This window comes from Falsiroseomonas ponticola (assembly GCF_016805305.1).
Taxonomy (GTDB): Bacteria; Pseudomonadota; Alphaproteobacteria; order Acetobacterales; family Acetobacteraceae; genus Falsiroseomonas; species Falsiroseomonas ponticola.
Genome location: NZ_JAERQN010000009.1, coordinates 279,228 through 301,299 on the forward strand (window position 1 = coordinate 279,228; position 22,072 = coordinate 301,299).

General features: G+C 71.9%; 13 protein-coding genes and 1 tRNA gene. 6 read left to right on the forward strand and 8 right to left on the reverse strand.

The features are described from left to right. The first annotated feature begins 5 nt into the window (after positions 1-5). Both JJI54_RS23755 and JJI54_RS23760 read left to right on the forward strand, forming a co-directional pair. Entirely contained in the window at positions 6-2,753 is a 2,748-nt protein-coding gene (locus JJI54_RS23755) for a helicase-related protein (protein ID WP_203075828.1), read from the forward strand. Between the two features lie 49 nt (positions 2,754-2,802). Next, the gene (locus JJI54_RS23760) at positions 2,803-3,279 is read left to right on the forward strand and encodes a HEPN family nuclease (RefSeq protein WP_203075830.1); all 477 of its coding nucleotides are present in this window, start codon (positions 2,803-2,805) and stop codon (positions 3,277-3,279) included. A 365-nt stretch (positions 3,280-3,644) separates the two neighbouring features. On the opposite strand, the gene JJI54_RS23765 is transcribed toward JJI54_RS23760, so the two are convergent. Next, positions 3,645-3,734 (reverse strand) — tRNA-Ser (locus tag JJI54_RS23765). 150 nt (positions 3,735-3,884) lie between these two features. On the opposite strand from JJI54_RS23765, the gene JJI54_RS23770 reads away from it, so the two are divergent. After that, a complete protein-coding gene (locus JJI54_RS23770) occupies positions 3,885-4,871 on the forward strand; it encodes a UDP-glucuronic acid decarboxylase family protein (protein WP_203075832.1) in 987 nt (328 codons plus the stop codon). Positions 4,872-4,877: 6 nt separating this feature from the next. Here the strand turns inward: JJI54_RS23770 and JJI54_RS23775 are convergent, their stop codons facing one another. From JJI54_RS23775 to JJI54_RS23790, 4 genes are read right to left on the reverse strand one after another with little or no spacing between them, the layout of a single operon-like run. Continuing rightward, a complete protein-coding gene (locus JJI54_RS23775) occupies positions 4,878-8,621 on the reverse strand; it encodes a cellulose biosynthesis protein BcsC (protein WP_203075834.1) in 3,744 nt (1,247 codons plus the stop codon). A 4-nt stretch (positions 8,622-8,625) separates the two neighbouring features. Then, positions 8,626-13,308, reverse strand: a complete 4,683-nt coding sequence (bcsA, locus tag JJI54_RS23780) for a UDP-forming cellulose synthase catalytic subunit (protein WP_203075835.1) — start codon at positions 13,306-13,308, stop codon at positions 8,626-8,628. Next, positions 13,305-14,135, reverse strand: a complete 831-nt coding sequence (locus JJI54_RS23785; RefSeq protein ID WP_203075836.1) for a cellulose synthase operon protein YhjQ/BcsQ — start codon at positions 14,133-14,135, stop codon at positions 13,305-13,307. The genes bcsA and JJI54_RS23785 overlap by 4 nt, the downstream gene beginning before the upstream one ends. Positions 14,136-14,153: 18 nt before the next feature. Then, positions 14,154-14,795: a hypothetical protein gene (locus JJI54_RS23790; protein WP_203075837.1), complete on the reverse strand. Its 642-nt coding sequence runs from the start codon at positions 14,793-14,795 to the stop codon at positions 14,154-14,156. A 654-nt stretch (positions 14,796-15,449) separates the two neighbouring features. Here JJI54_RS23790 and JJI54_RS23795 point away from each other — a divergent pair. Further along, the gene (locus JJI54_RS23795) at positions 15,450-16,436 is read left to right on the forward strand and encodes an FkbM family methyltransferase (RefSeq protein ID WP_203075838.1); all 987 of its coding nucleotides are present in this window, start codon (positions 15,450-15,452) and stop codon (positions 16,434-16,436) included. Between the two features lie 106 nt (positions 16,437-16,542). Continuing rightward, the gene (locus JJI54_RS23800) at positions 16,543-17,556 is read left to right on the forward strand and encodes a lipid A deacylase LpxR family protein (protein WP_203075839.1); all 1,014 of its coding nucleotides are present in this window, start codon (positions 16,543-16,545) and stop codon (positions 17,554-17,556) included. 22 nt (positions 17,557-17,578) lie between these two features. On the opposite strand, the gene JJI54_RS23805 is transcribed toward JJI54_RS23800, so the two are convergent. The 3 genes from JJI54_RS23805 to JJI54_RS23815 form a co-directional block, all read right to left on the reverse strand. Continuing rightward, positions 17,579-19,069 (reverse strand): lyase family protein, encoded by a 1,491-nt coding sequence (locus tag JJI54_RS23805; RefSeq protein WP_226382037.1) that lies wholly within the window; start codon positions 19,067-19,069, stop codon positions 17,579-17,581. A gap of 65 nt (positions 19,070-19,134) precedes the next feature. After that, positions 19,135-20,016, reverse strand: a complete 882-nt coding sequence (locus JJI54_RS23810; RefSeq protein ID WP_203075841.1) for a LysR family transcriptional regulator — start codon at positions 20,014-20,016, stop codon at positions 19,135-19,137. A 21-nt stretch (positions 20,017-20,037) separates the two neighbouring features. Further along, positions 20,038-20,385: a hypothetical protein gene (locus JJI54_RS23815; RefSeq protein ID WP_203075842.1), complete on the reverse strand. Its 348-nt coding sequence runs from the start codon at positions 20,383-20,385 to the stop codon at positions 20,038-20,040. Positions 20,386-20,557: 172 nt separating this feature from the next. On the opposite strand from JJI54_RS23815, the gene JJI54_RS23820 reads away from it, so the two are divergent. Next, positions 20,558-22,027: an amidohydrolase family protein gene (locus tag JJI54_RS23820; protein WP_203075844.1), complete on the forward strand. Its 1,470-nt coding sequence runs from the start codon at positions 20,558-20,560 to the stop codon at positions 22,025-22,027. Positions 22,028-22,072 lie beyond the last annotated feature (45 nt).

The following is a 22,072-nucleotide window of genomic DNA, read 5'->3' on the forward strand; positions in this document are numbered from 1 at the left end:
ACAGGATGGCGGTGGAGCGCTTCTCGTCGCGCCGTGAAGCGCTCGGGCCGGTGCTGACCGCGCGCCTCACCGGGGCTGCGCGCTACCTCCGCATCGCGGGCTACTTCCGGTCGTCGCTGCTGGAAGTGGTCGGCGAGGCACTTGAGACGGTCGGCGAGATCCGGGTCGTCTGCAATGGAGACCTGGACCCTCACGACGTGAAGGTCGCCCGCGCCGCCCGGGACGGCCAAGCCGCGCTGGCACGCACTCTCGTCTCCTCCTGGCAGGCAACGGAGGACGGGCTCGACCTGCTCCTGGCGCGGGAGCGGTATCGGCGCCTGCACGAGTTCCTGGTGTCCGGACGACTGAAGGTCCGCGTGGTGCCACGCGACACGAGCAACGTGTTCGTGCACGGCAAGGCCGGCGTCATCGAGCATGCCGATGGCCGGGTCTATTCCTTCGTCGGCAGCGTGAACGACAGCGCGTCCGGCTTCCGCCACGCCTACGAAATCCTTTGGGGCGACGAGGATCCGGGCGCAGCGACATGGGTGCGCGACGAGTTCGAGCACTTTTGGCGGCAGGGCGTGGACCTGCCCGACGCGGTGGTGAAGCACGTCGCCGCCATGGCGCACCGGATCGAGTATCGCTCGATCGAAGATGCGCGAGACGCGGAAGGGGGCGTCCCGACCGAATCCGTCCTGGCGGAGCGGCCCATCTACAAGGGCGGCCAGATCCTGCGCTCCTGGCAGAAGCGCTTCGTGCAGACCTGCGTCGAGGATCGCCGACTGCATGGGTCGGCGCGGTTCCTGATCGCGGACGATGTCGGCCTCGGCAAGACGTTGTCGATGGCAGCCGCGGCCCTCGTCCTGTCGCTGCTGGACGACAAGCCCGTGTTAATCCTGGCGCCGGCAACCCTCATCTGGCAGTGGCAGGAGGAGCTCGAGGACAAGCTCGGCGTCCCCGCGGCCGTCTGGTCCACGCAGAAGAAGTGCTGGCTGGATGGCGAGCGGCGGCCCCTGACCCAGAAGGGCGACCCGACGCTAGTGGCGAAGTGCCCGTGGCGCATCGGCATCATGTCCACCGGCCTGATCGTCAACGGCGATGATGCTGGCGAGCGTGGGGCGCTGGCGAAGAAGTCCTTTGGGGTGATCGTCCTCGACGAGGCGCATAAGGCGCGCGCTTCACGCGGGCAGAGTGGCCGGCAGATGCCGGAACCTAATCAGCTTCTGCGCTTCCTGCGCGGTGCGGCGAGCAAGGCCACCAACGTGATCCTCGGGACGGCGACGCCGATCCAGCTCGACGCCGTGGAGCTCTGGGACCTTCTGCACGCTCTTGGTCAGGGAGCCGACCAGGTGCTTGGGCGACCGTTCGACGGCGGCGAATGGATGCGCGAAGAGTCGATCCAGTATCTGACCGGCGAGAAGGCCTGGCCGCGGAACGAGACCAACCGCTGGGGCCTGTTTCGGAACCCGTTGCCCCCCGCCGCGGAGCATCCGGTGTTCCGCGATATCCGGAACGACGCGGGGCTCGCCTCACGTGTCGTCTTGGGCCCACGGTATGACGACCTGAGCTCTGACATCCGCAACGACTTCCTCGGCGATTTCGAGGTGCTGGCCGAACGCCACAACCCGATCGTACGCCGGGTCATTCGCCGGACCAGGCCGATGCTGGAAGAGCGCGGGCTGCTGAAGCGGATCGGCGTTGTGACGCATCCGCGTCCCGATGACGGGCTTCCTGGATCGCTGTTCAGCGGCGAAGGCTTGGAGATGAGCCTCGCCTTCAAGGCGGCGTATGAGGCAGCCGAGGCCTTCAGTCGGCTCTATGCGCAGCGTTTCCCGGCAGCCGGCTTCTTGAAGACTATCCTGCTACGGCGGATCGGCTCGTCTGCCAGGGCCGGCCTTGAGACAGCCCGACATCTCCTGGGGCGTTTGGACACGCCGTTGGTGCCCGAGGATGAGGCGGGGGACGAGAACATCCCCAGCGCCGTCCTCCCTCCCGACCCGCAGGAGATCCAGTTCCTCCGCGAGGTGGAGCGAAACCTGGCGGCCGTGGTGGCGGGCTCGGATGTGGATCCGAAGGTGCAGGTCGTCCTTCACTTTCTGCGGGAGCGGCGGTGGCTGGAAGACAATGGCGCCATCATCTTCAGCCAGTACCGCACCACCGCAGAGTGGGTCCTCGAGGCGCTTTGCGAGGCGTTCCCAGACGAGCCCGTGGCGCTCTACGCGGGCGGTGCAGCGTCCTTCGTGCAGCGTGGGCAGGAGCGACGGACCGCCGCCCGCGAACAGATTAAGGGGCGGATCCAGGACGGGGAGATACGCCTCGTCTGCGCGACCGACGCCGCCTGCGAGGGTCTGAACCTGCAGCGGTTGGGCGCTCAGGTGAACGTCGACATGCCCTGGAACCCGTCACGGCTTGAGCAGCGGAAGGGGCGGGTCCAGCGGATCGGGCAGGTCCGCGATAACGTCCACGTCCTGAACCTCAGATACGCCGGGACCGTGGAGGATCAGGTCTATGCAGCGCTGTCCCAGCGCTTTGGCGACATCTTCTCGGTGCTTGGGCAGTTGCCCGATGCCTTCGAAGACGACTGGATCGCGGCCGTGCTCCGCGACAGATCTGCGCTGCAGAACTTCTCGCAGAGGATCGAGACGACCAAGCCTCCGATGGAACTGAGGTACCTTCGGGATGTGGCAGACGATCAGGGGCTGGATTGGGAGTACACGGAAAAGGTCCTGTCCTCCCGCGACATTGACGAATGGATGAGACAGGGATGGTGATTGCCCGCGTGCATGACGCGATCGCCATCATCTCGGGAGCACTTCTTTCATGATGCCGCACGAGCCCGTGCTCGACATGATGCGCCGGACGATGATCAACCTAGCCTTCATCGAGCGCCATGCTGGCAACGAAGGCCCCTTCGAGGTCACGCAGCTGATCAACTCCTTCCTCGGTGCACTGGCGCACCCTTGGGAGCGCCTCAAGGAAGATCTGGCAAACATCTCGATCTCGGAAGCGAAGGGCGCGGGCTGGCCCCTTCCGGAGCAGCAGGGCGGCGGGGATAAGCCGGAGTCGCTTGGCGACCTACTGCGTCTTCTCCGTAATGGGATAGCGCACGGGAACCTGACCTTTTTGTCTGACGGTCGTGGCCAGATCCAGGCGATCCGAATCGCAAACTACAATAGGGGAAGGCTGACTTGGCGTGGCGCGATCTCGGTTCAGGAAATGCAGACGCTTTTGCATCGTTTTGTTGCCCTCGTGGAAGAGATCGACCACGAATCCCGCCTGCCGAGGCGCACGGCGTAGCCGCCTTCAGCGGTCACGTGCCTGTCTCTTCCCACCCTGTGCCGCGCCATTCAACTTACAAGATCTGGGGACGCGACGGTTGGCAATCGGCGTACCTGTTGGTTCGCGATTGAAGTACCGAATTCGGGCGAGTGGTATGCGAACCCGAGCAAGTGCCAGTCGCGCCGAAATCGGCCTTTTTCCTCGTTTCTTGAGATCCGTACTAAATCGGCCAAGTCAGGAGGTCCGGAGAGAACTGGCCTGCGGAGAGCGATTTTCGGCCGTCTTCGGCTCGGGCCAGTCAACAGGTCTACCCCGAAAACCCCAGGAAACCTGCCACTCAGCGCGGCGCTCGGTCAGGCGGAGAGCACGGCTCGTACGGGACCTGGCGGATGGGGTGGGATTCGAACCCACGGTAGGCTTGCACCTACGGCGGTTTTCAAGACCGCTGCCTTAAACCACTCGGCCACCCATCCCGCTGGCTTCCTGGCTTACTTCATCACCCCGCCCGGGAAAACCCCGCGCGGCGTGCCCCCGCCCGGTCTTCACGCCTCCTCAAGCCTTGGCCGATAGGCTGGCACGGCGCCCCGGCCCCAGCCGCGATGCGCCCGAGGGGAAGATCCGCCATGCGCCATTTCCGCCGCCGCGTCCTGGTCACCGGGGGCGCCGGCTTCATCGGCTCCCACCTCTGCGAGCGGCTGCTCCAGGCCGGCCACCACGTCATCTGCGTGGACAACTTCTTCACCGGGGTGCGGGAGAACGTCGCGGCCCTGCTCGCCAACCCGTATTTCGAGCTGCTGCGCCACGACGTGACCTTCCCCCTCTCGGTCGAGGTGGATGAGATCTACAACCTGGCCTGCCCGGCTTCCCCCATCCACTACCAGCAGGACCCGGTGCAGACCACGAAGACCAGCGTGCTCGGCGCCATCAACATGCTGGGGCTCGCCAAGCGGCTGAAGGTGCGCATCCTCCAGGCCTCGACCAGCGAGGTCTATGGCGACCCGCAGGTGCATCCGCAGCCCGAGGGCTATTGGGGCAACGTCAACCCGATCGGCCCCCGCGCCTGCTACGACGAAGGCAAGCGCTGTGCGGAGACGCTGTTCTTCGACTACCACCGCCAGCACGGCGTGCCGATCCGCGTCGCGCGCATCTTCAACACCTACGGCCCGCGCATGCACCCGAATGACGGCCGCGTGGTGTCCAACTTCATCATGCAGGCGCTGACCGGCCAGCCCCTGACCATCTTCGGCGATGGCAGCCAGACCCGGTCCTTTTGCTACGTGGATGACATGGTGACGGCGCTGGTCGCGCTGATGGAATCGGAGGATCCCGCCGCGGTCGGCCCCATCAACATCGGCAACCCCGGCGAATTCACCATGCTGGACCTGGCGACGCTGGTGCTCCGCCTCACGGGCTCGCGCTCGCGCCTCGAAGCCAGGCCGCTGCCGCAGGATGACCCGCGCCAGCGCCGGCCGGACATCACGCGCATCGGGCAGCTGGCGGGCTGGGTGCCGGAAGTGGGGCTGGAGGAGGGGCTGCGCCGCACCATCGCCCATTTCCGCGCCCAGCATGAGATCGGCCCGATGCTCCAGGCGGCGCCCCGCGCCGCCTGAGGCGCCTCAGAACCGGTTGCGCAGCCGCAGCTGGAAGCGCGTCTCGTCGAAGTTGGACGCCTTGTCGTAGCGCAGCGCCGCGCCGATCGAGAGGCTGTCGTTCAGCGCATAGTCGATATCCGCCCGCACGCCGCCGACGGCGCCCGCCTGGGACTGGCCGCGATAGGTGGCGGAGACCGCCTCGCTGGTGCCGGCCGTGGCATTCGCCTGGGCCTGCAGGCTGGCCTGCGCGCCCGGATCGTTCGGGAAATAGGGGGCGGAATCCTCCCGCCAGGCGGCGTAGCCCAGCGTCGCGCCCAGCCGGTAGGTCAGGTCCCCGTTCCGCCCGCGATAATCCACCGGCAGGTTCAGCGCGGTGTATTGCTGGGGCGAGAAGTAGCCGCCATGGCCGAGGGTGAAGTAGCGAAGGTTCTTCTGGTAGGCGAGGTAGACGAGGTCGAGGCCCGTGCGGATCTCCGTGTCGCCGCTGCGATAGACGGGGATGGAGACGCCCGCGCCACCCTCGATCCGGCTGTTGGAGACGACGCCGTTGCCGTCGATCACCGAATAGCCGCCGCCGGCATAGCCGTAGCCGGCGCCGAGCGGGATCTCCACCTGCCCGCGGCCGCCGGTGCGCAGCACGGGCCCCCAGGTGGCGCCCGTCCGCGTATCGGTGACGCCGGCATAGGACAGCACGCTGTCATTCATCGCCCGGCGTTCCGCCGTGAAGCGCAACCGCACGCCATCATCGGTGATCCGCGGGGAGATCTCGATGCCGCCCACGATATTCGCCGTCGGGAAGCCGATCGGCGTGGAGCCGATGTCGATCCGCCCCCAATCGCCCCGCTGATACGCCGCGCCCAGCCCGACGCCGGCGGCGGAACCGCTCGGGATCGGGGGCAGGGAGGTGGGCGATGACAGCGCGGCGGTGCCGAAGCGCCGCCTGGCCTGGGTGGAATTCTCGACGGAGCCGGAATCGATCGCCGTCGGCTCCGCGAAGACGGTCAGCCGCCCGCCGACCACCGGCGCCGTCACCACCGCCTCCAGCCGCGCCGTGACCTCCGCCAGCTTGTCGAGGCCGTTGTCGCCGGACCGCATGCGGCCGCCGACGATGGCCGCCATGCTGGGGCCGATATCATCCCGCAGCGCCGCCAGCTCCTGCTCGATCTCCCGCGTCAGCCGGTCCGTCGGCGCGCTGGCGGATGCCGTGGTGGCCGCGCGGCCGAAAGGGTTCTGCGCCCCGGCGCCGGCCAGCCCGGCCGTTGCGGGGCCGCGGGAGAAGCTGCCGAGTTCGGCCTGGCGCTGCCGCAGCGCCGCTTCCAGCGCCTGGCGGGCGCGGGGCCCGTCCCCGGCATCGCGGGCGACGCGCGCTTCCAGCAGCAGGACGCGGGCGTCGGAGGGCATGGCGCTCTGCCCCTCCGCCAGCAGCCGCGCGGCGCGGGCGCGGTCGCCGGTGGCGATCGCGGCCTCGATCGCGGTGCGGCGGGCATCGAGGTTGCGGGGGTCGCGCATCAGCGTCGCCTCCGCCACGCGCAGCGCCTCCGCCGGCTGGCGGGCACCCAGGTAGAGCCGGGCAAGCGCCAGCTGCGCCTCGCGGTTGTCCGGCTGGGCCAGGGCGGGGCGCAGGCGCTCGAAGGCCTGGACCTGGTCGCCGGCCTCGTTCAGGCGGTCCGCGGCGCGGATCGCGGCGCCGCTGCGCAGCACGGCCAGGTCGCGGCGCACCTCGGCGCTCGGGTTGCCGGCCTCGATCTCCGCGGCCAGCGCCGTGGCCTCCGCCTCCAGCCCCGCCGCCAGCAGCGCGCCGGCGATGGCGACGCGGGCCGGGGTCTGGCCGCGATTGGCGACCGCGGCGACGCGCCCGGCCTCCCCGGCGCCGGCACGGTCATTGGCGTCGGAGAAGGCGCGGATGACGGCGCCCGCGGTGCTGCCCGTGGGGTCCGGCCGCGCCGCCAGCGCCAGCAGCTGCGACCGGCCATCGAGCGGCGAGGCCGCCATCATCGCCGCGGCGGCCACCACCTCCCGCTGCGTGCGGATGCGGGTGGCGAGCCGCGCCATGTCCGCGGTGCGGCGGCCCGGCGGGATGCGCGCCAGCAGCGCGTCGGCATCCGGCGTGCGGCCATCCTCCTCCGCCAGCAGGGCGGCGGCGTAGATGTTGTCGGGCGTCTGGCTGCGGGACGCCAGCTCCTCCACCAGGGCGCGCCCCTCGCTGCCCCGGCCCTGGCGGCGCAGCGCCCGCGCCAGGTCGAGGCGGATCCACGGATTGTCCGGCGCGGCGGCCATGGCGTTGCGCAGCAGCACCGCGGCGGCGCCGGGATCCGCCACGCGCGCCGCTTCCGCCCGGAAGGCGGCGGCGGTGGCGGGCAGGGGGGGCGTGCCGCCATCGCTGCGGAAGCCATCGCCTTCCGGCGCCGCGGCCAGGCGCGGCTCCCCGGCCGCGCGGGGCTCCGGCGCGCGGCCCTGGGCGCGCAGCGCCTGGGTCAGGCCCGTCTGGGCCGGCGGGAAGCCGGGGCGGCGGGACAGGGCGGCGCGGTAGCGCGCCTCCGCCGCCGCCGGGTCGTTGCGGCGCAGGGCGATGTCGCCGAGCAGCGTCTCGATGTCCGACCGGTCATCGACCTCCCGCATCGCCGCGCGGCGGGCCGTGGCCTCCGCGGAGTCGAGGTCGTTGCGGCGCAGCTGCGCGCGGGCGGTGGCGAGCTCGTCGCCATAGGCCGCGCCTTCGAAGGCGCGCTGCCACTGCCGGCCGCCATTCGGGTCGTTCGCCATGGCGCGGCTCAGCAGTTCCCGCGCCTCCGCCGTATTGCCCTCCCGCAGCCGGATGATGCCGAGGCCGCCGAGGCTGTCGGCATCGTTCGGATCGCGGGCGAGGAGTTCCTGGAAACGCCGGGCGCTGTCGCCGATGGCGCCAGCCTCCAGCCGCTGGAAGGCGAGCTGCCGCCCCGCGGCCTCGGGGTCCGGCGCCGGGGCGGTGCGGATGGCGGCGCGCAGCGTCTCCGCCCGGCGCCGCATCTCGGCATCGTCGGGGAAGCGCTGGAGGAAGGCTTCGGCCGCGGGAAGCATGGCCGGGTCGTTGCCGGAGAAGCCGATGGCGGCGGACCAGGCGCGCCGGGCTTCCCCGCCCACCTCCGGCAGCGCCGCCAGGGCCTGCAATTGCTGGATGCCCTGCAGGCGCGTCGGCGGGTCGAAGGTCAGGGCCTGCGCATAGGCCAGGCGGGCGCGCGCCGTGGCGTTGGGGCGGGTGGCCTGGCGGGACAGGGCCTCGATCCCCTCCTGCCGTGTCGCGGGGGCGCCGGAGAGGGCCTGGGCATATTCCAGCGCATAGGCGTCGGGCGGCGGCTGGTTGCCGAACAGGGCGCGGTAGCGCTGCACGGCGGCGGCGGCGCGGCCTTCGCTGGCCAGGCGGCGCGCTTCCTCCAGCCCCTGCCGGTCCACGCCGCTGGCGCGGATCGCGTCCTGCACTTCCTGCACCTGCGCCCGGGCACCGGATTGGCCGAGCCGCGCGAGATAGGCATTGGCGGCCTCGCGGTTGCCGCGCGCCACCTCGATCCGCGCCGCCACGGCCAGGGCCTGCGGGTTGTTCGGCTCCGCCGCCAGGGCCCGTTCTATGGGCGCGGCCGCCAGGTCCACCCGGTCCTGCGCCAGCCAGCGCTCCGCCTGGCGGACGAGGATGGCGATGGCCGGCGACCCGCCCCCGGCTTCCTGCGCCGCGCCGGGGGCGGCGGCGGGGAGGGCCATGGCGGTCGCCAGCAGGGCGAGGCGGAGCGGGGCGCGCATCGTCTCAGTGGTCCTTCGGCGTTCGCGCCCGCAGCCGCATGGCGGACCGGCGTCGCAGCATCCACGCGGAGGGTAGCGCCAGCAGCAGGGCCGCCGCCAGCATCAGCAACCCGACCCGCCAGGGCGATTCATCCAGCAGCAGGTATGGCACCATCCAGAAGGGCGGGTCGCCGACCGTGTAGCTGGCATTGGTTCGGAAGGTGGTAACGCGCACGCCGTTCAGCACCGCCAGGTCGCCCTGCACCTGGCCGGCCGTGGCGGGGTCCCGCAGCGTGGCCACGGCATTGGCCAGCGCCGCCGGCGTGGCGCCCAGCAGCGCCACCACCGAACGCCCGCCGCCCTCCGGCGCCTCCGTCCCCACGATGACGGCGAGGGATTCGCCGACCTCCGACAGCGCCGCGGCCGCGCGGCGGCGTTCGGCGCCGCCGGGCTGGTCCAGGAACAGCGCGCGGATATCGGCCAGCGCATCCGGCGCGGCGATGCTGACGCGGTCCTGCGCCACCTGCACCGGGCTGTTGCGCAGCAGGGTCGTCGCCGCGGGCTGGCGGCCGAAGGTGCCCATGACGATCAGGTCGCGATTGCCCTGGCTGCCCGCGCCGGCGGGGAAGGCCACCTGCAGCCCCGTGGCCGGCAGCCCGACCTTCACCGCCATCGATCCGACGAGGTCGAGGAAGGCCCCCGTCTCCACCGTGTTCGGCGCTTCCGGCAGGATCACCGTGGTGGAGGAGAGGTCCGCCATCCGCGTGAAGGGGAAGCCGGAGGAGGCGAAGAAGCCGAGCGAGGGCATCCGCGCATAGCGCCAGGCGCGGGAGACATCGACGCTCGACGTCGGCTCGATCGCCGCGCGGATCTCCCCCGGCACGCCGACGCAATCGCCGCGGGCGAAGGGGCGCATGTCGAAGCGCATCTGCAGCTCGTCCTGGCCCGCCAGCAGGTAGGTCGGCACCATCACCCGCCCGCGCCGCACCGCCGCATCCGGCAGCAGCGTGCCGGTGACGTAGGGCGCGAGGAAATCGGGCAGCCACCAGCGATCCCCGGGCCCGAGCGGCAGGGACTTCAGGAAGACGCCGGAAAGCGAGACATCGAGGCGCGAGGTCGCGACATCCAGGATCGGCCCGCCCGGCGCGCGGTATTCGATATCGACGGGGATGCCCCGCCCGGCCCAGGTCAGCAGGTCCGGCGCCGTGCGCAGCGGCATGCGGATGGTGCCGGGCGAATAGCCATAGGCCTGGAGGTCGTTGCGATCGATCCGGCTGCCGAATTCCTCCGGCCGGTCGGGCGCCACCCAGCGCGGCGCGTCATAGGGCCGGCGGGGCGCCACGATGGGCGGGCCCGACAGGCGCACGGCCTCTCCCCCGAAGGTGTCGCCGCCGGCGGCCAGCGCGATGGCGGCCTGGGCCAGCTCCGTCTCCGACCGCCCGCCGATGACCAGCAGCGTGCCATAGGGGTCGGTCGGGTTGGCGATCAGCGCCAGCGTCGGCCCTTCGAAGCGCGGTAGGGTCAGGCTCGGGATGGCATCCGGCTGCGCCGCCAGCACCACGGCGTTGCCCGTCGGCGGGATGGCGCGGGAGACGGGGAAGCGCGCGCCGCGGTAATCGGCCTCCACCGCGAAGTAGCTGGCCGCGATGCCCGCGGCCCGCAGCGCGGAAGGCCCGGACTCGGACGCCATGACCACCGGCAGCGTCAGGCCCTGGCGGAGGTTCCGCCGGTCGAACAGCGGCTCCGGCAGCCGCGCCAGGTCCCGCTGCGGCACCAGGCGCTCGATCGTCAGCGTCAGGGTGGAGAGGTCGGAGACATTGGCGGAGAGCAGGCCGGAGAGCGGGTCGTTGCATTCCGGCGTGTAGCGGGCGGTGAAGCGGAAGTTCAGCCGGTTCAGCTCCGCGAAGGCCAGCGGGTCGAGGTCGAAGCCCACCGGCCCGAAGGCGCCGCGGCCGGGGTCCAGCGGGATGTTGCCGACGAACTGCTCGTTCAGCGTCACCGCGATCTGCGAGAGCGAGGGGATGAGCTGCGCGGAGGAGCCGCCCTGCACGACGAGGCGCGCCTGGGTCACGACCTCATCGCGGGAGAAGCCGAAGAGCACGCCCTGCAGGTCCGCCGTCCCGCGGAACTGCATCGGGCCCGTCAGGCCCAGCTCGCGCAGCGTGAACCGCGCCTCTCGCGTCGCGGCGGAGAAGGGCGCGGCCGCGACCGGCGGTGGTGGCGGCGGCGCGGCGAAGCCGGGGGGCGCGGCCAGGGCCGGGGGCGGGGAGAGAAGGGGCGCCGGCGGTTCCGGCAGGGGCGTCGCCTCCACCGCCGGCGCGATCGCGGCGGGCGCGGCCGCGGCCGGGACCGCGGGGCGCGCCGCCGGGGCGGGCGCCGGCGCCGGGGCCGGCTGGGCCCGGACCGCGGGGCGCGAAGGCGGCGGCGCCTGGCCGGTGGCGGGCGGCGTCTGCGCCGCGGCCGGGCCCGCGAGGCCGAGCGCGAGGGCCAGCAGCAGCCCCGCCGCCATGTCCTTGGCGCGGTCCGCCGCGCGGCGCGGCCGCACGACATCCGACTTCCGCTCCACCGTCGCGGCCGCCAGGGCGGCGGGGGGCAGGCGCTTCGGCGGCTTGCGCATCTGGAAGCGGTAGCGATGGAACACCGCGTCCCGCGTCGCGCCCACCACATCCTTCAGCGCGCGCAGCGGCTTGTCCCGCGGCCAGTGGTCCCAGGCGATCCAGGCATCCGGGCGGCCGAAGAAGACGCGCACCAGCGCCATCTCGTCGCGCATGTCGGAAACCTCGAACCGCACCACCGCCTCATTGTCCTCCCACCGCAGCAACGTGGCCGGCACTTCCTGCACCTCGCCGCCCGTGTGGAAGGCGATGCGGCACTTCGCCTCATCCGCCACGCCGAGCGGCCGGTCCAGCACCAGCCGCGCGCCGGAGAGCGAGATGTCGGAGGTGATGGCCGCCATGCGCTTGCCATCCTCCAGCACGATCTCGGAGGGGATGTCGGATCGGATGCGCGCGCGTTCGCGCATCTGCTCGCGTTCCACCCCCACCGCCACGGCGGCGGAAACGGGCACCAGGCAGAGCGTCGCCCAGAGGGTGTTCAGCGCATAGGCCTGGAATTCCAGCGAGCCGACCGGCGCGGTGAACAGGCCGTAGACGCCGATGGAGACGCCGATCAGCAGCAGCCCCAGCAGGATCAGGTTGGGCATGACGGCCGGCACGTCGAGGTAGCCGTGCTCCACCATGCCGCCCTTGTCGGTGACGTTGAACTTGCCCTTCAGTGGGTCCCAGAGCGTGGCGATGGTCACGCGCACCAGCGGCCCGGCGAGCGAAGCCTCATAGATCTCCGACCAGAAGGAATGGCGGTTGGTGCCGTTGAGGCGCGCGGCGGTGCCGAAGGCGTGGATCATGTGGCTGCCGGCATAGGCGATGATGGCGAGCGGCGAGGCCGCGATGATGTTCTCGCCGAGGAAGAGGAAGCCGAGCGGGGAGGTGAGGAAGACGATGCGCGGCAGGGCGAAGAGGAAGCTGAAGCCCGCGGTGAAGTAGCAGAGCCGCTGGGTGATGGAGAGCTCCTTGATCATCGGCGTGTTTTCCTGCCGAAGGATCTGGATCATGCCCCGCGCCCAGCGCATGCGCTGGCCGATATGGATGGAGAGACGCTCCGTCGCGAGCCCCGCCGCCAGCGGCAGGCGGATATAGGCGCTGTGCCAGCCCTTCTTCGCCATCAGCAGGGAACAGTGGCAGTCCTCCGTCACCGTCTGGTGCGGCACGCCGCCCACTTCCATCAGCGCCGTGCGGCGGATCAGCGCGCAGCTGCCGCAGAAGAAGGCGGCGTTCCAGAGGTCATTGCCCGGCTGGATGGCGCCGTAGAACAGCAGGCCCTCATTCGGCACGCGGCGGCGACGGGCCAGGTTCCGCTCGAACGGATCGGCCGAATAGAAGTAGTGCGGCGTCTGCACGCAGGCGATGCGCTTGTCGCGCACCAGCCAGCCCGCCGTCATCTGCAGGAAGGCGCGCGTCGGCGCGTGGTCGCAGTCGAAGATGGCGATGTATTCGCCATCCGTGTGCTTCAGCGCGTGGTTGATGTTGCCGGCCTTCGCGCCCTTGTTGTCCGGCCGGATGACGTAGCCGCAGCCCACCTGTTCCGCGAATTCGCGGAATTCCGGCCGGCGCCCGTCATCCAGGATGTAGACGTTCAGCTTGTCCCGCGGCCAGTCGATGTTCATCGCCGCCAGCACGGTCGGCCGCACGATGTTGAGGCTTTCGTTGTAGGAGGGCACATAGACATCGACGCTCGGCCAGTCCTTCACATCGGCCGGCAGCGGCACCGGCTTGCGGTCCAGCGGCCAGGTGAGCTGCACGTAGGACAGGAACAGCAGCGCCGCCGCATAGACCTCCGCCAGCAGCAGGCCGACCGACATCATGCCGCCCAGCACGCTCTCGAACTCGATCGTCTGCGTGACGCGCCAGAACAGGTAGCGCGAGGTGATGGCGACCGAGAGCATCACCAGGAAGACCGTGACGCGGCGGGAGCGGAAGCGGTTGAGGATGATGAAGGCCGCCGCGCCCAGCAGCGTCAGCACCGCCTGCTGTTCGCCGGCGAGCGGCACCGTGATGACGATGAGCAGCGCGATGGCGCCGAGCGCGATGAGGAAGCCCCGCAGCAGCCGTCCCGGCAGCGGCAGCGTCCCTTCCGTGGCAGCGCGGATCAACGGCGCAACCCCCAGGAGGTGAGGGCCGAGAAGCTGGGCCGGCCGCGATCCTTCTCCACCGGCGGCGCGCCGAGGTCGAGGCGCTTGGCGAGCGTTTCCGCCAGCAGGGCGATATCCTCCGACCCCGGCCCGACGCCTTCCACCGGCAGGCGGCGATCGGCCAGCGCCTCCGCCACCGCCGGGTCGCGCGCCACGGCGCTGACCGGGCGTTCCCCCATGGCCTGCTGCGCGAATTCCAGCACCGCGTCCGAGAGCGGCGCGCCGAGATCCACCTGGTTCAGCACCAGCATCGCCTTCAGCGCGGCACGCGATGCCAGCGTGCCGCGGCCGAGGAAGCGCCCGCTGGCGACGGAGGGGATGAGGGAGGCGGAGCCGCTATCGGCCAGCAGCACCACGCAGATCACATCCGCCAGCGGCAGCACGGCCGACAGCGCCGGGGAGGGGCCGGGCGCGGCATCGACGATCACGACGCGCCCCGGGGCGGCCACCATCTCCCGCACCTGCTGGCCGAGCAGGTCGGGGCGTTCCAGCAGCAGCCGCGTCAGGTCCAGCGAGGCCTTGGGCTCCACATGCCCATGCGGCAGCAGGCCCACCCCCGCCCGCGTCTGCCGCAGCGCATCCTGCCAGCGCAGCCCGTCGGGCAGACCGGCCAGGAAGCCCGCTTCCTCATGGATCGGCACGCCGAGATGCAGGCGCAGCGCGTTCTGGGGATCGAGGTCGAGCGCGATCACCTCCGTCCCGCGCGCGGCAAGCACGGCGGCGACGCTGGCGGCCAGGGTTGTCTTGCCGACACCCCCCTTGGGAGACACGAAGGCGATGAGCGGCATGGACGAATCGGACTCGCTTCAGGGTCGGCCGGGCGGGGGCGCCGGGGGAACACGGCGATCCGGCCCGCCGGGCGGGGGAGGAGCGGATGGGGCGATCTCATCCAGCAGGGCGAAGCGGCGCGGGGCGGCGTCCCGCCGCGGCGCCGGCGGCGGGGCCCGGCGTTCGGCGGGGGCGCGCGATTCCCGCCCGCGGAAGGCGATGATCGGGTCGAAGGCGTCGGGATCCGGCAGCACCACGGGCGGACGGCCGGTCGGGACAGGCCGCGCCGGCCGCGCGACCGCGGCGATGAGGGGCGCGTCCGGCGGGGGCAGCGTGACCGGCGCGCGCCGGGGCGGAAGGCTCGCGGCCGGGGATTGATCCTCCGGCGGCTGCGCCAGGCGGATGGGCGGGGAACGCAGCGGCAGGGCAGGCGCCACCGGCGGCAGGACAACAGGCGGCATGGGCGCGGGCGGCGCCGGTTCCACCGGCGCTTCCGGCGGCGTGGCGAGGACGGGATGCTCCGCGGTGTCGGAGTCGGCCTCCGGCAACACCTCCGCCAAGGCATCCGGCATGGGCGCCGCCTCGCGCCGCTCGATGACGATCTCCGGCGCGCTGAAGGCCCGATAGCTGAAATGGCGCAAGCCGCAGGCGGCTGTCAGGCGCTCGATGTGGAGTTCCATCCCAACCTCCGGGCGGTGGACACCGCTGGGACTCATCCGCTCTGTTTGCCGTAAATCGTCGCAGAGCGTCAAACATCTGATTCGATTACACCCCTGGCGCGAGCAGTCGGGGACGAGGCGACCGCTCCGGCGCCCCGAACGCGCCGGACAGGCGCCGCGACTCCGCCTCGCGCGCCCGACGACTCCGCGTGGTTGCAAGGGTTCCACGCCCTGGCCGCGCCGCGCAGGGGGGGATCCGGCAGGCCGGCCACGCCGCCACGCGCCCGCCACGCCGGCCCGGGCGCCTAGCCATCGCGCCCCACGGGCAATTGCCGAATTTTGGAACACATCCTGTGCCCTTCAAGTCGCTTTTTCGCGCCAGACTCAGGCCGTTGTTGACGGCCCTCGGAAATGATCTACCTTGAGTTGCGCCCTGACCGCAAATATGAACGTCAGGGATGCAGCCGAAAGGCCGGTTTCGCGGCGGGTGGACCAGCCTTCGGGGCTCACGACTCACGCTTTAGTGATGATCCAAAAATAATACCAGGTTGCGAAAGCGGGACGTCTCCAAGCGCCCCGCCAACGCCACCGCCCCGGCTCCGCGCGGGCAGGCCGCCCGCTAGCCCATCGCACCGCCCGGCAGGGTCCGGCCGCCGCGATGAAGGAGAACCCGCCATGAGCACGCTCGACGAACGCGCCGCCGCACGCCGCTTCGAGGATCGACCCGTCCCGCCGCGTCGCATCGTACCCCTCGGCGGGGATGAGGTGCTGGTGGAAACCGCCTGGGGCGGCTTCGTCGTCGTCCCCTCCTTCAACCTGGACATGGCCATCGGCGTGGTGCGCGACGGGGTGCACGAACCCTGGACCACGCGGCTGGTGCAGCTTCTGCTGCGGCCGGGCGACATCTGCCTCAACGCCGGCGCCGGCTTCGGCTACTTCGCCTGCCTCGCCGGGCGTCGCGTGGGCGCGGCGGGCCGCGTGGTGGCGGTGGAGCCGAACCCGCATCTGCTGCCCTTCCTCCTCAAGTCCCTGCACTGGAACGGCAGCCACGGCCATACGGAGGTCTTCGCCCGCGCCCTGTCGGACGAGGCCGGGCGGGAGATCGCCTGCCGCTTCGACCCTCAGCGCCTTTCCACCCTGCCGCCCCGCTGCCCAGCCGCGGAGGGCCCGGAGGAGCCCGGCCTGCCGCCGGACGGCCGCTGGTCCGCCGGCACGGTGGGGCGGCTGGTGGATGCGGAAGGGCGCTGGGGCAAGGGGTTCGGCCTCGCCGTGCCCTTCACCGCGACCACCACCACCATCGATCGCGTCGCCGACCGGCTGGCCCTGCCGCGAATCGACCTGCTGCACCTCGACCTCGGCGGCGCGGAGCCGCTGGCGCTGCGCGGCGCGCAGCGGGTGATCGCGGGCTCGCCCCAGCTGCGGATCCTCACGCGCTGGAGCGCCGCCCACCACGCCCGCCTCGGCGCGCGCCGCCGCGCGGCCTTCGAGGAGATGTGGGATTTCCTGGCCGGCCTCGGCTACGCCGTGCGGATGCTGGAGCCGCTGATCGACCGGGATGGCGGGATCCAGCTTTCCACCCCGCTGACGCATGAGGCGATGACCACGCTGGCGCTGCCGGGGCACTACCTGTGGTCGCCAGGCGACGACGACGCGCTGCCCTAGCGGGAGCCGGCGCGATCCCGGGAAGGTGATGAGGCGGGGGCAGCCTGCGCGGCTGGGTTGCGGTATCCGGGGGCGGTAGCTCCTCCCCACCGGATTGCCTGCCGCCATGCGCTTCCTGCCGCTGCTCCTGCCTCTCCTGGCCTCGCCCGCCCTGGCGCAGATGCCGCCCGTGGCGGTGGTTCCCCCGGCGGCGCCGGCGCCGGACCCGCGCGGCAGCTTCACCTTCAACTACGAGAACGACACCCTGGCCGGCACGGACCGCTACTACACCAGCGGCGTGCAGCTGGCCTGGCGGTCCCCCTCCACGGACCTGCCCGGCCTGCTGCGGTTCCTGGACGGCCAGCTCGATGCGCTGCTCGGCCCGGGGGAGGTGCGCTGGGGCTTCGGGTTCGGCCACGCCATCTACACGCCGCGCGACACGCTCTCCCCCATCCCGGACCCGACGGACCGGCCCTATGCCGGGCACCTCTATGGCGCGCTGGTGCTGCAGCGGGATGAGGGCTTCGCGCTCTCCACGCTGGAACTGCAGGCGGGTGTGGTCGGGCCCTCGGCGCTCGGCGAATTCGTGCAGAACAACGTGCACGACCTGATCCGCGACTATTCGGCCAATGGCTGGTCCCGCCAGCTGAAGGACGAGCCGGCGCTGAACGTCGTGTTCGAACGCACCTTCCGCACCCCGGCGCTGCGCCTGGGCGGAATCGAGATGGACCTGCTGCCTTCCGCGACCCTGGCACTCGGCACCGTCAGCACCTATGCCGGCGCCGGTGCCACGCTGCGCATCGGCAATGGGCTGGAAGCCGATTACGGCGCGCCGCGCATGCGCCCGGCGCTGGTCGGTTCCGCCTTCTTCCAGCCGCGGCAGGAATTCGGCTGGTACGGCTTTGTCGGCGGCCAGGGCCGCGCGGTGCTGCACGACGTGTTCCTGGACGGCAACACCTGGCGGAATGACGGGCCTTCGGTGAACAAGCGGCCCTTCGTCGGCGACCTCTCCGCCGGCTTCGTCGTGCACTGGCGCGGCTTCCGCCTGGCCTACAGCCAGGTGCTGCGGACCGAGGAATTCTACGGCCAGCGCGGCGGCGCGCAGTCCTTCGGGTCGCTCGCGCTCACCGCGCGGTTCTGACCCGGCCGCGCGCCGCGGCGCTTCAGTTCGCCCGCGCCAGCACCCGCGCGAAATCGGCATCCAGCTGCGCCAGCGCCGCGTCGATCCGCCCGCGCTGCGCCGTCGCCCATTCCCCATGCCCCGCCAGCCGCGCTCGCGCGGCCGCCAGCATGCGCGTCATCTCCGCGGGCTGCGGCCCGCCCGGCGTGGCGCGGGCGCGGATGATGGCGGCGGGGTCCAGCGCGGCGCGGAAGGCGGCTTCCGTCATCGGCAGGTCGGATTCCGGCATCCCCATCTCATGCAGCACCTCCCGGTAGATTCGCTGCGCCTCGGCATAGGGGAAGGTGCTGGGGCGGAAGTCGCGGGACCGGGCGACATCGACGATGACGCTCGCGAAGTGATGCCCGGCGCGGAAGGGCAGGCCGTGCCGGTGCATCAGCACATCCGCCACCTCCTGCGATGCGGTCCAGTCGAGGTCCAGCTCCTCCAGCGCCCGGGCGGGGTTGAGGACGAGCGCGCGCAGCACGCGGTCCCATTGTTCCAGCATGCGGGTGGTGGCGGCGGTCAGGGCGACGTTGTCGGCGACGCTCTTCGCATCGTTCATGCCGGGCGGGATGTTGTGGGCCGCGATGGTGCGGCCGGTTGCAAGCGTCACGACCATGCTGGCCTGGCGGCGCACATCGTTCAGCAGGCCCGGGTTCCGCTTCTGCGGCATGGCGGAGGAGACGTAGGTGTTGCCATCGCCCTCCGCCAGCAGCAGCCAGGGGCGGGGCTGCGCGTATTGGGTCATGACATCGGCCAGGTAGGCGCCGGCATGGATGGCGATGCCGGTCGCGACGGCGCCGAGTTCCACCGGGATCTCCGCCGCCAGGATCTGCGCGGCGTCATAGGCATTGTCGATCGTGGCGGGGAAGCCGAGGTAGCGCGCCATCCGGTCCCGGTTCAGCGGCCAGCTCGTGCCGTTCAGCACGGTGGTGCCCATGGGGGAGAGGTCGAGCCGCGCATAGGCTTCCCGCAGCCGCTGCATGTCCCGCTCCAGCCCCGCGACATGGCCCAGCAGGTAGTGGCCGTAGCTGTTGGGCTGGGCGGCGACGCCGTTGGTGTAGTTGGGCACGATGGTGTCGCGGTGCCGCTCCGCCGTGTCCAGCATCGTGGCCGTCACCTGGCGCAGCGCCGCCGAGACGCGCAGCAGCTGCTCCCGCAGCATGGCGGACCGCACGGTGGTCAGCATGTCCTGGGAGGAGCGGCCGGCATGGATCAGCGTGGCCTCCACGCCCGCGGCCTCGATCAGCAGGGGCTCGAAGGTGATGACCAGGTTGGGGCGCCTGCCGCCGGGGCGGCCGCCGGCCTCGATCACCGCGTTCAGCCCGCGCGCGATCCGGGGGGCGAGGGCGGGGTCGAGCAGCCCCTCCTCGCTGTTGATGACGATGCTGGCCTTGTTGATCTGGCCCAGCCAGTAGAACTCGTCGCGCCGCGGCGCGGGCTGCGCCAGGGCCTCGGACGCCATCGCGCCCGCGATGATCGCTGCCGTCATGAAATGCCTCATCCCCGCTGGTCCTCCCGCCTTGGCGGGCATCGGGCCCGCGGCGCCGCCACCTGTCAAGCCGCGCCCATCAGCGCGTGGCGCTGGCGCTGGAACAGCGCGGCGACGGCATCGGCCACGGCGCGGATGGCCGCGACATCGGCCAGGTCCTCATGGATCAGCAGGTAGGCATCCTCGTCGGTCTCCGGCGGGAAGGACGCCACGCGCACCAGCGCGCCGGTCGCATCCGCCGGCGCGCAGGGCAGCACCGCCATGCCAAGGCCCGCCAGGCAGGCGCGCAGCCGGATGGGTGTATCGTCCAGCACCGCGACCGGCGGGCGGTCCCCCACCACCGCCTGCAGCGCGGCGACGGTGCGGGACTGCGCGGGCGGACGGGCGAGGCCGATATAGGGCAGGGCGGTCACGTCCGGCGCCACGCCCTCCGCCAGCAGGGACCGCGCGGCGTAGAGCGCGACGCGCACCCGCGCCAGGCGCCGCATCACCAGGCGCCCGCCCTCCGGCGGGTCCCGCATGCGGATGGCGATTTCCGCTTCGCGGCGGGCCAGCGACAGGATGGCGCGGGACGGCAGCAGGGAGATGACGATGCCAGGCGTGGCGGCGGCCAGCGCCGCCATGTGGTCCACCAGCACCAGGCCCATGGAGGCCGTCGCGGTGATGCGCACCACCTCCGTCTCCCGCGCCGCGGCCGCGCGGCGGATGGCATCCGCCCCGCTGCCCATCTGGCCGAGCGCTGCCACGATCCGCTCCCCGCGCCGGGTCAGGCGCAGCCCTTCGGGCCGGCGCTCCAGCAGCGGCTCCCCGGCCCAGGCCTCGAAGGCTTCCACCCGGCGGCTGGCGGTGGCGGTGGAGAGGCCGAGCTTTGCCGCGGCCTTGCGCCAGGAACCGGCCTCCACGACGGCGGCGAAGACCTTGGCGTCGTCCCAGGAGAAGTCGCGCATGGCGGTGATGGTGGCCCCCGGTCAGCGGTCGAGCGACCGGAGGGCGGCTTCCAGCATCCAGCCGTGGTGGCGGCGCGGCATGGGTGGGGCGCGATCGGCTTCCGGCAACTGCCAGGGGGAAGCGTAGACCGGCCGGCGGAGCCCCCGGAAGATGGCGGCCAGCGAGGGCGCCGCCCCCAGCAGCGCGGCATCGCAGGATTCCGCCAGGCGCCGCGCCACCGGGGCGGCCGGGCCGCCCTCCGTCAGCGCCGCTTCCAGGGCCGCGGCATCCAGGGCCAAATGGCCAGCCTGGCGCAGCACCGCCGCATCCCGCTGCCACAAGGCCCCATCCGCCGCCGAGAGCAGCACCAGCATCCCGGGCTGTCGCATCGCCCTGTCCTCCGTCGTTGCGGGGGGAGGATGCCGGGCCGGGCCCGGGCGGCGCGACCGCCAATGCCGAAACGCCGCGTTACGCGCTTGACCGTGCAATCGGTTGCTTGGTAACAGAATGGCACCGGAGCCGCGACGCGGCACGGCGGGAAGAGACGGGCCCTACCAAACAATGAACGACGTATCCGATGCCACCGGCCTCGGTCGCCGCGCGATCTTCGCTGCGGCGGCCGGGGCCGCAACTCTTTCGGCCGTTCCGGCGGCGCCGCGGGCCCAGCCGGCGGCGGACCCCGCCAGGCCCATCCTGATCCGCGGCGCCCATGTGCTGTCCATGGACAGCCAGGTGGGCGACATGCCGCTGGGCGACATCCTGATCGAGCGCGGCACCATCCGCGCCGTCGCCCCGAATATCGAGGCCGCGGGCGCGCAGGTGATCGACGGCGCGGGCCGCATCGCCATGCCGGGCATGGTCAACGGCCATATCCACCTGGCCCAGACCATGCAGCGGGGGCTCTCCACCGAGCATTCCTTCGTCGGCTACTTCCAGACCATCGTGCTGCGCCATTCCAACCGGATGACGCCGGCCGATGTGAAGCTGGCGGACCAGGCGGGCGGGCTGGAACAGATCGCATCCGGCGTCACCACCGTGATGGACTGGTCGCGGGAGACGATGAGCCCCGACCACGCCGATGCGGCGATCGAGGGGCTGGACGCCGCCGGCATCCGCGCGGTCCTCGCCTATACCGCCCCGCCCATCCCGCAGGGGGGCGACGCGGCCGCCATCCATGGCCGCATGGTGGACCATGCCAAGGCACTGAAGGCGGGCAGGCTGGCGGCGTCCGACGGGCTGATCCAGCTCTGGACCTGCCTCCAGGGCCCGGACTTCACGCCGCTGGAGCCCGCGCTGGTGGATATGCGCCGCCTGGCGGAGATCGGCGTGCCCATCGCCATCCACACCGGCGCCAGCATCTACGCCAACCGCAAGCCGCGCCTGCTGGCGCAGCTGGATGCGGCGGGGCTGCTGAACGACCGGCTGCAGATCGTCCACGCCAACAACCACGAGGATGACGAGTACAAGCTGGCGGCCGACAAGGGCGTCATGCTGGCCTCGACGCCCGAGGTGGAGCTGCGGATGGGCCATGGCCATCCCAGCTTCTTCAAGGCGGCCGCGGCGGGCATGCGGGTCTCGGTCGGCACGGACATCCCCTCCATGGTCGGTGGCGGGCTGCTGCCGCAGCTCCGCGTCGCCATGGCGGCGGAGCTGCATCGGCTGAACCTGATCGCCATCGCGGCCACCCGCACCGTGGCGCAGACGCCGCCGGTGACGGCGCGGCAGATGCTGGAATTCGCCACCATCGGCGGCGCGCGGGGCCTCGGGCTGGATCGCGTCACGGGCAGCATCACGCCGGGCAAGCGGGCCGACATCATCCTGGTCCGCACCGACCAGCCCCTGACGACGCCGGTGAGCGACCCCGCGGGCCTGGTGCTGCTGCAGGCCAGCGCCGGGGACATCGAGACGGTGATCGTCGATGGCCGCATCCGCAAGCAGGGCGGGCGCCTCTCGGATGAGGGCGCGCCCGCGCTGTTCCGCCGCCTGCAGGACCGGGCGGAGGAGATGGCGGCCGCCGCGTCTCGCGGCTAGCCCCATCGTAACCGTGCGTTGCCCTGGCGGCGCTGGCTGTGGCAA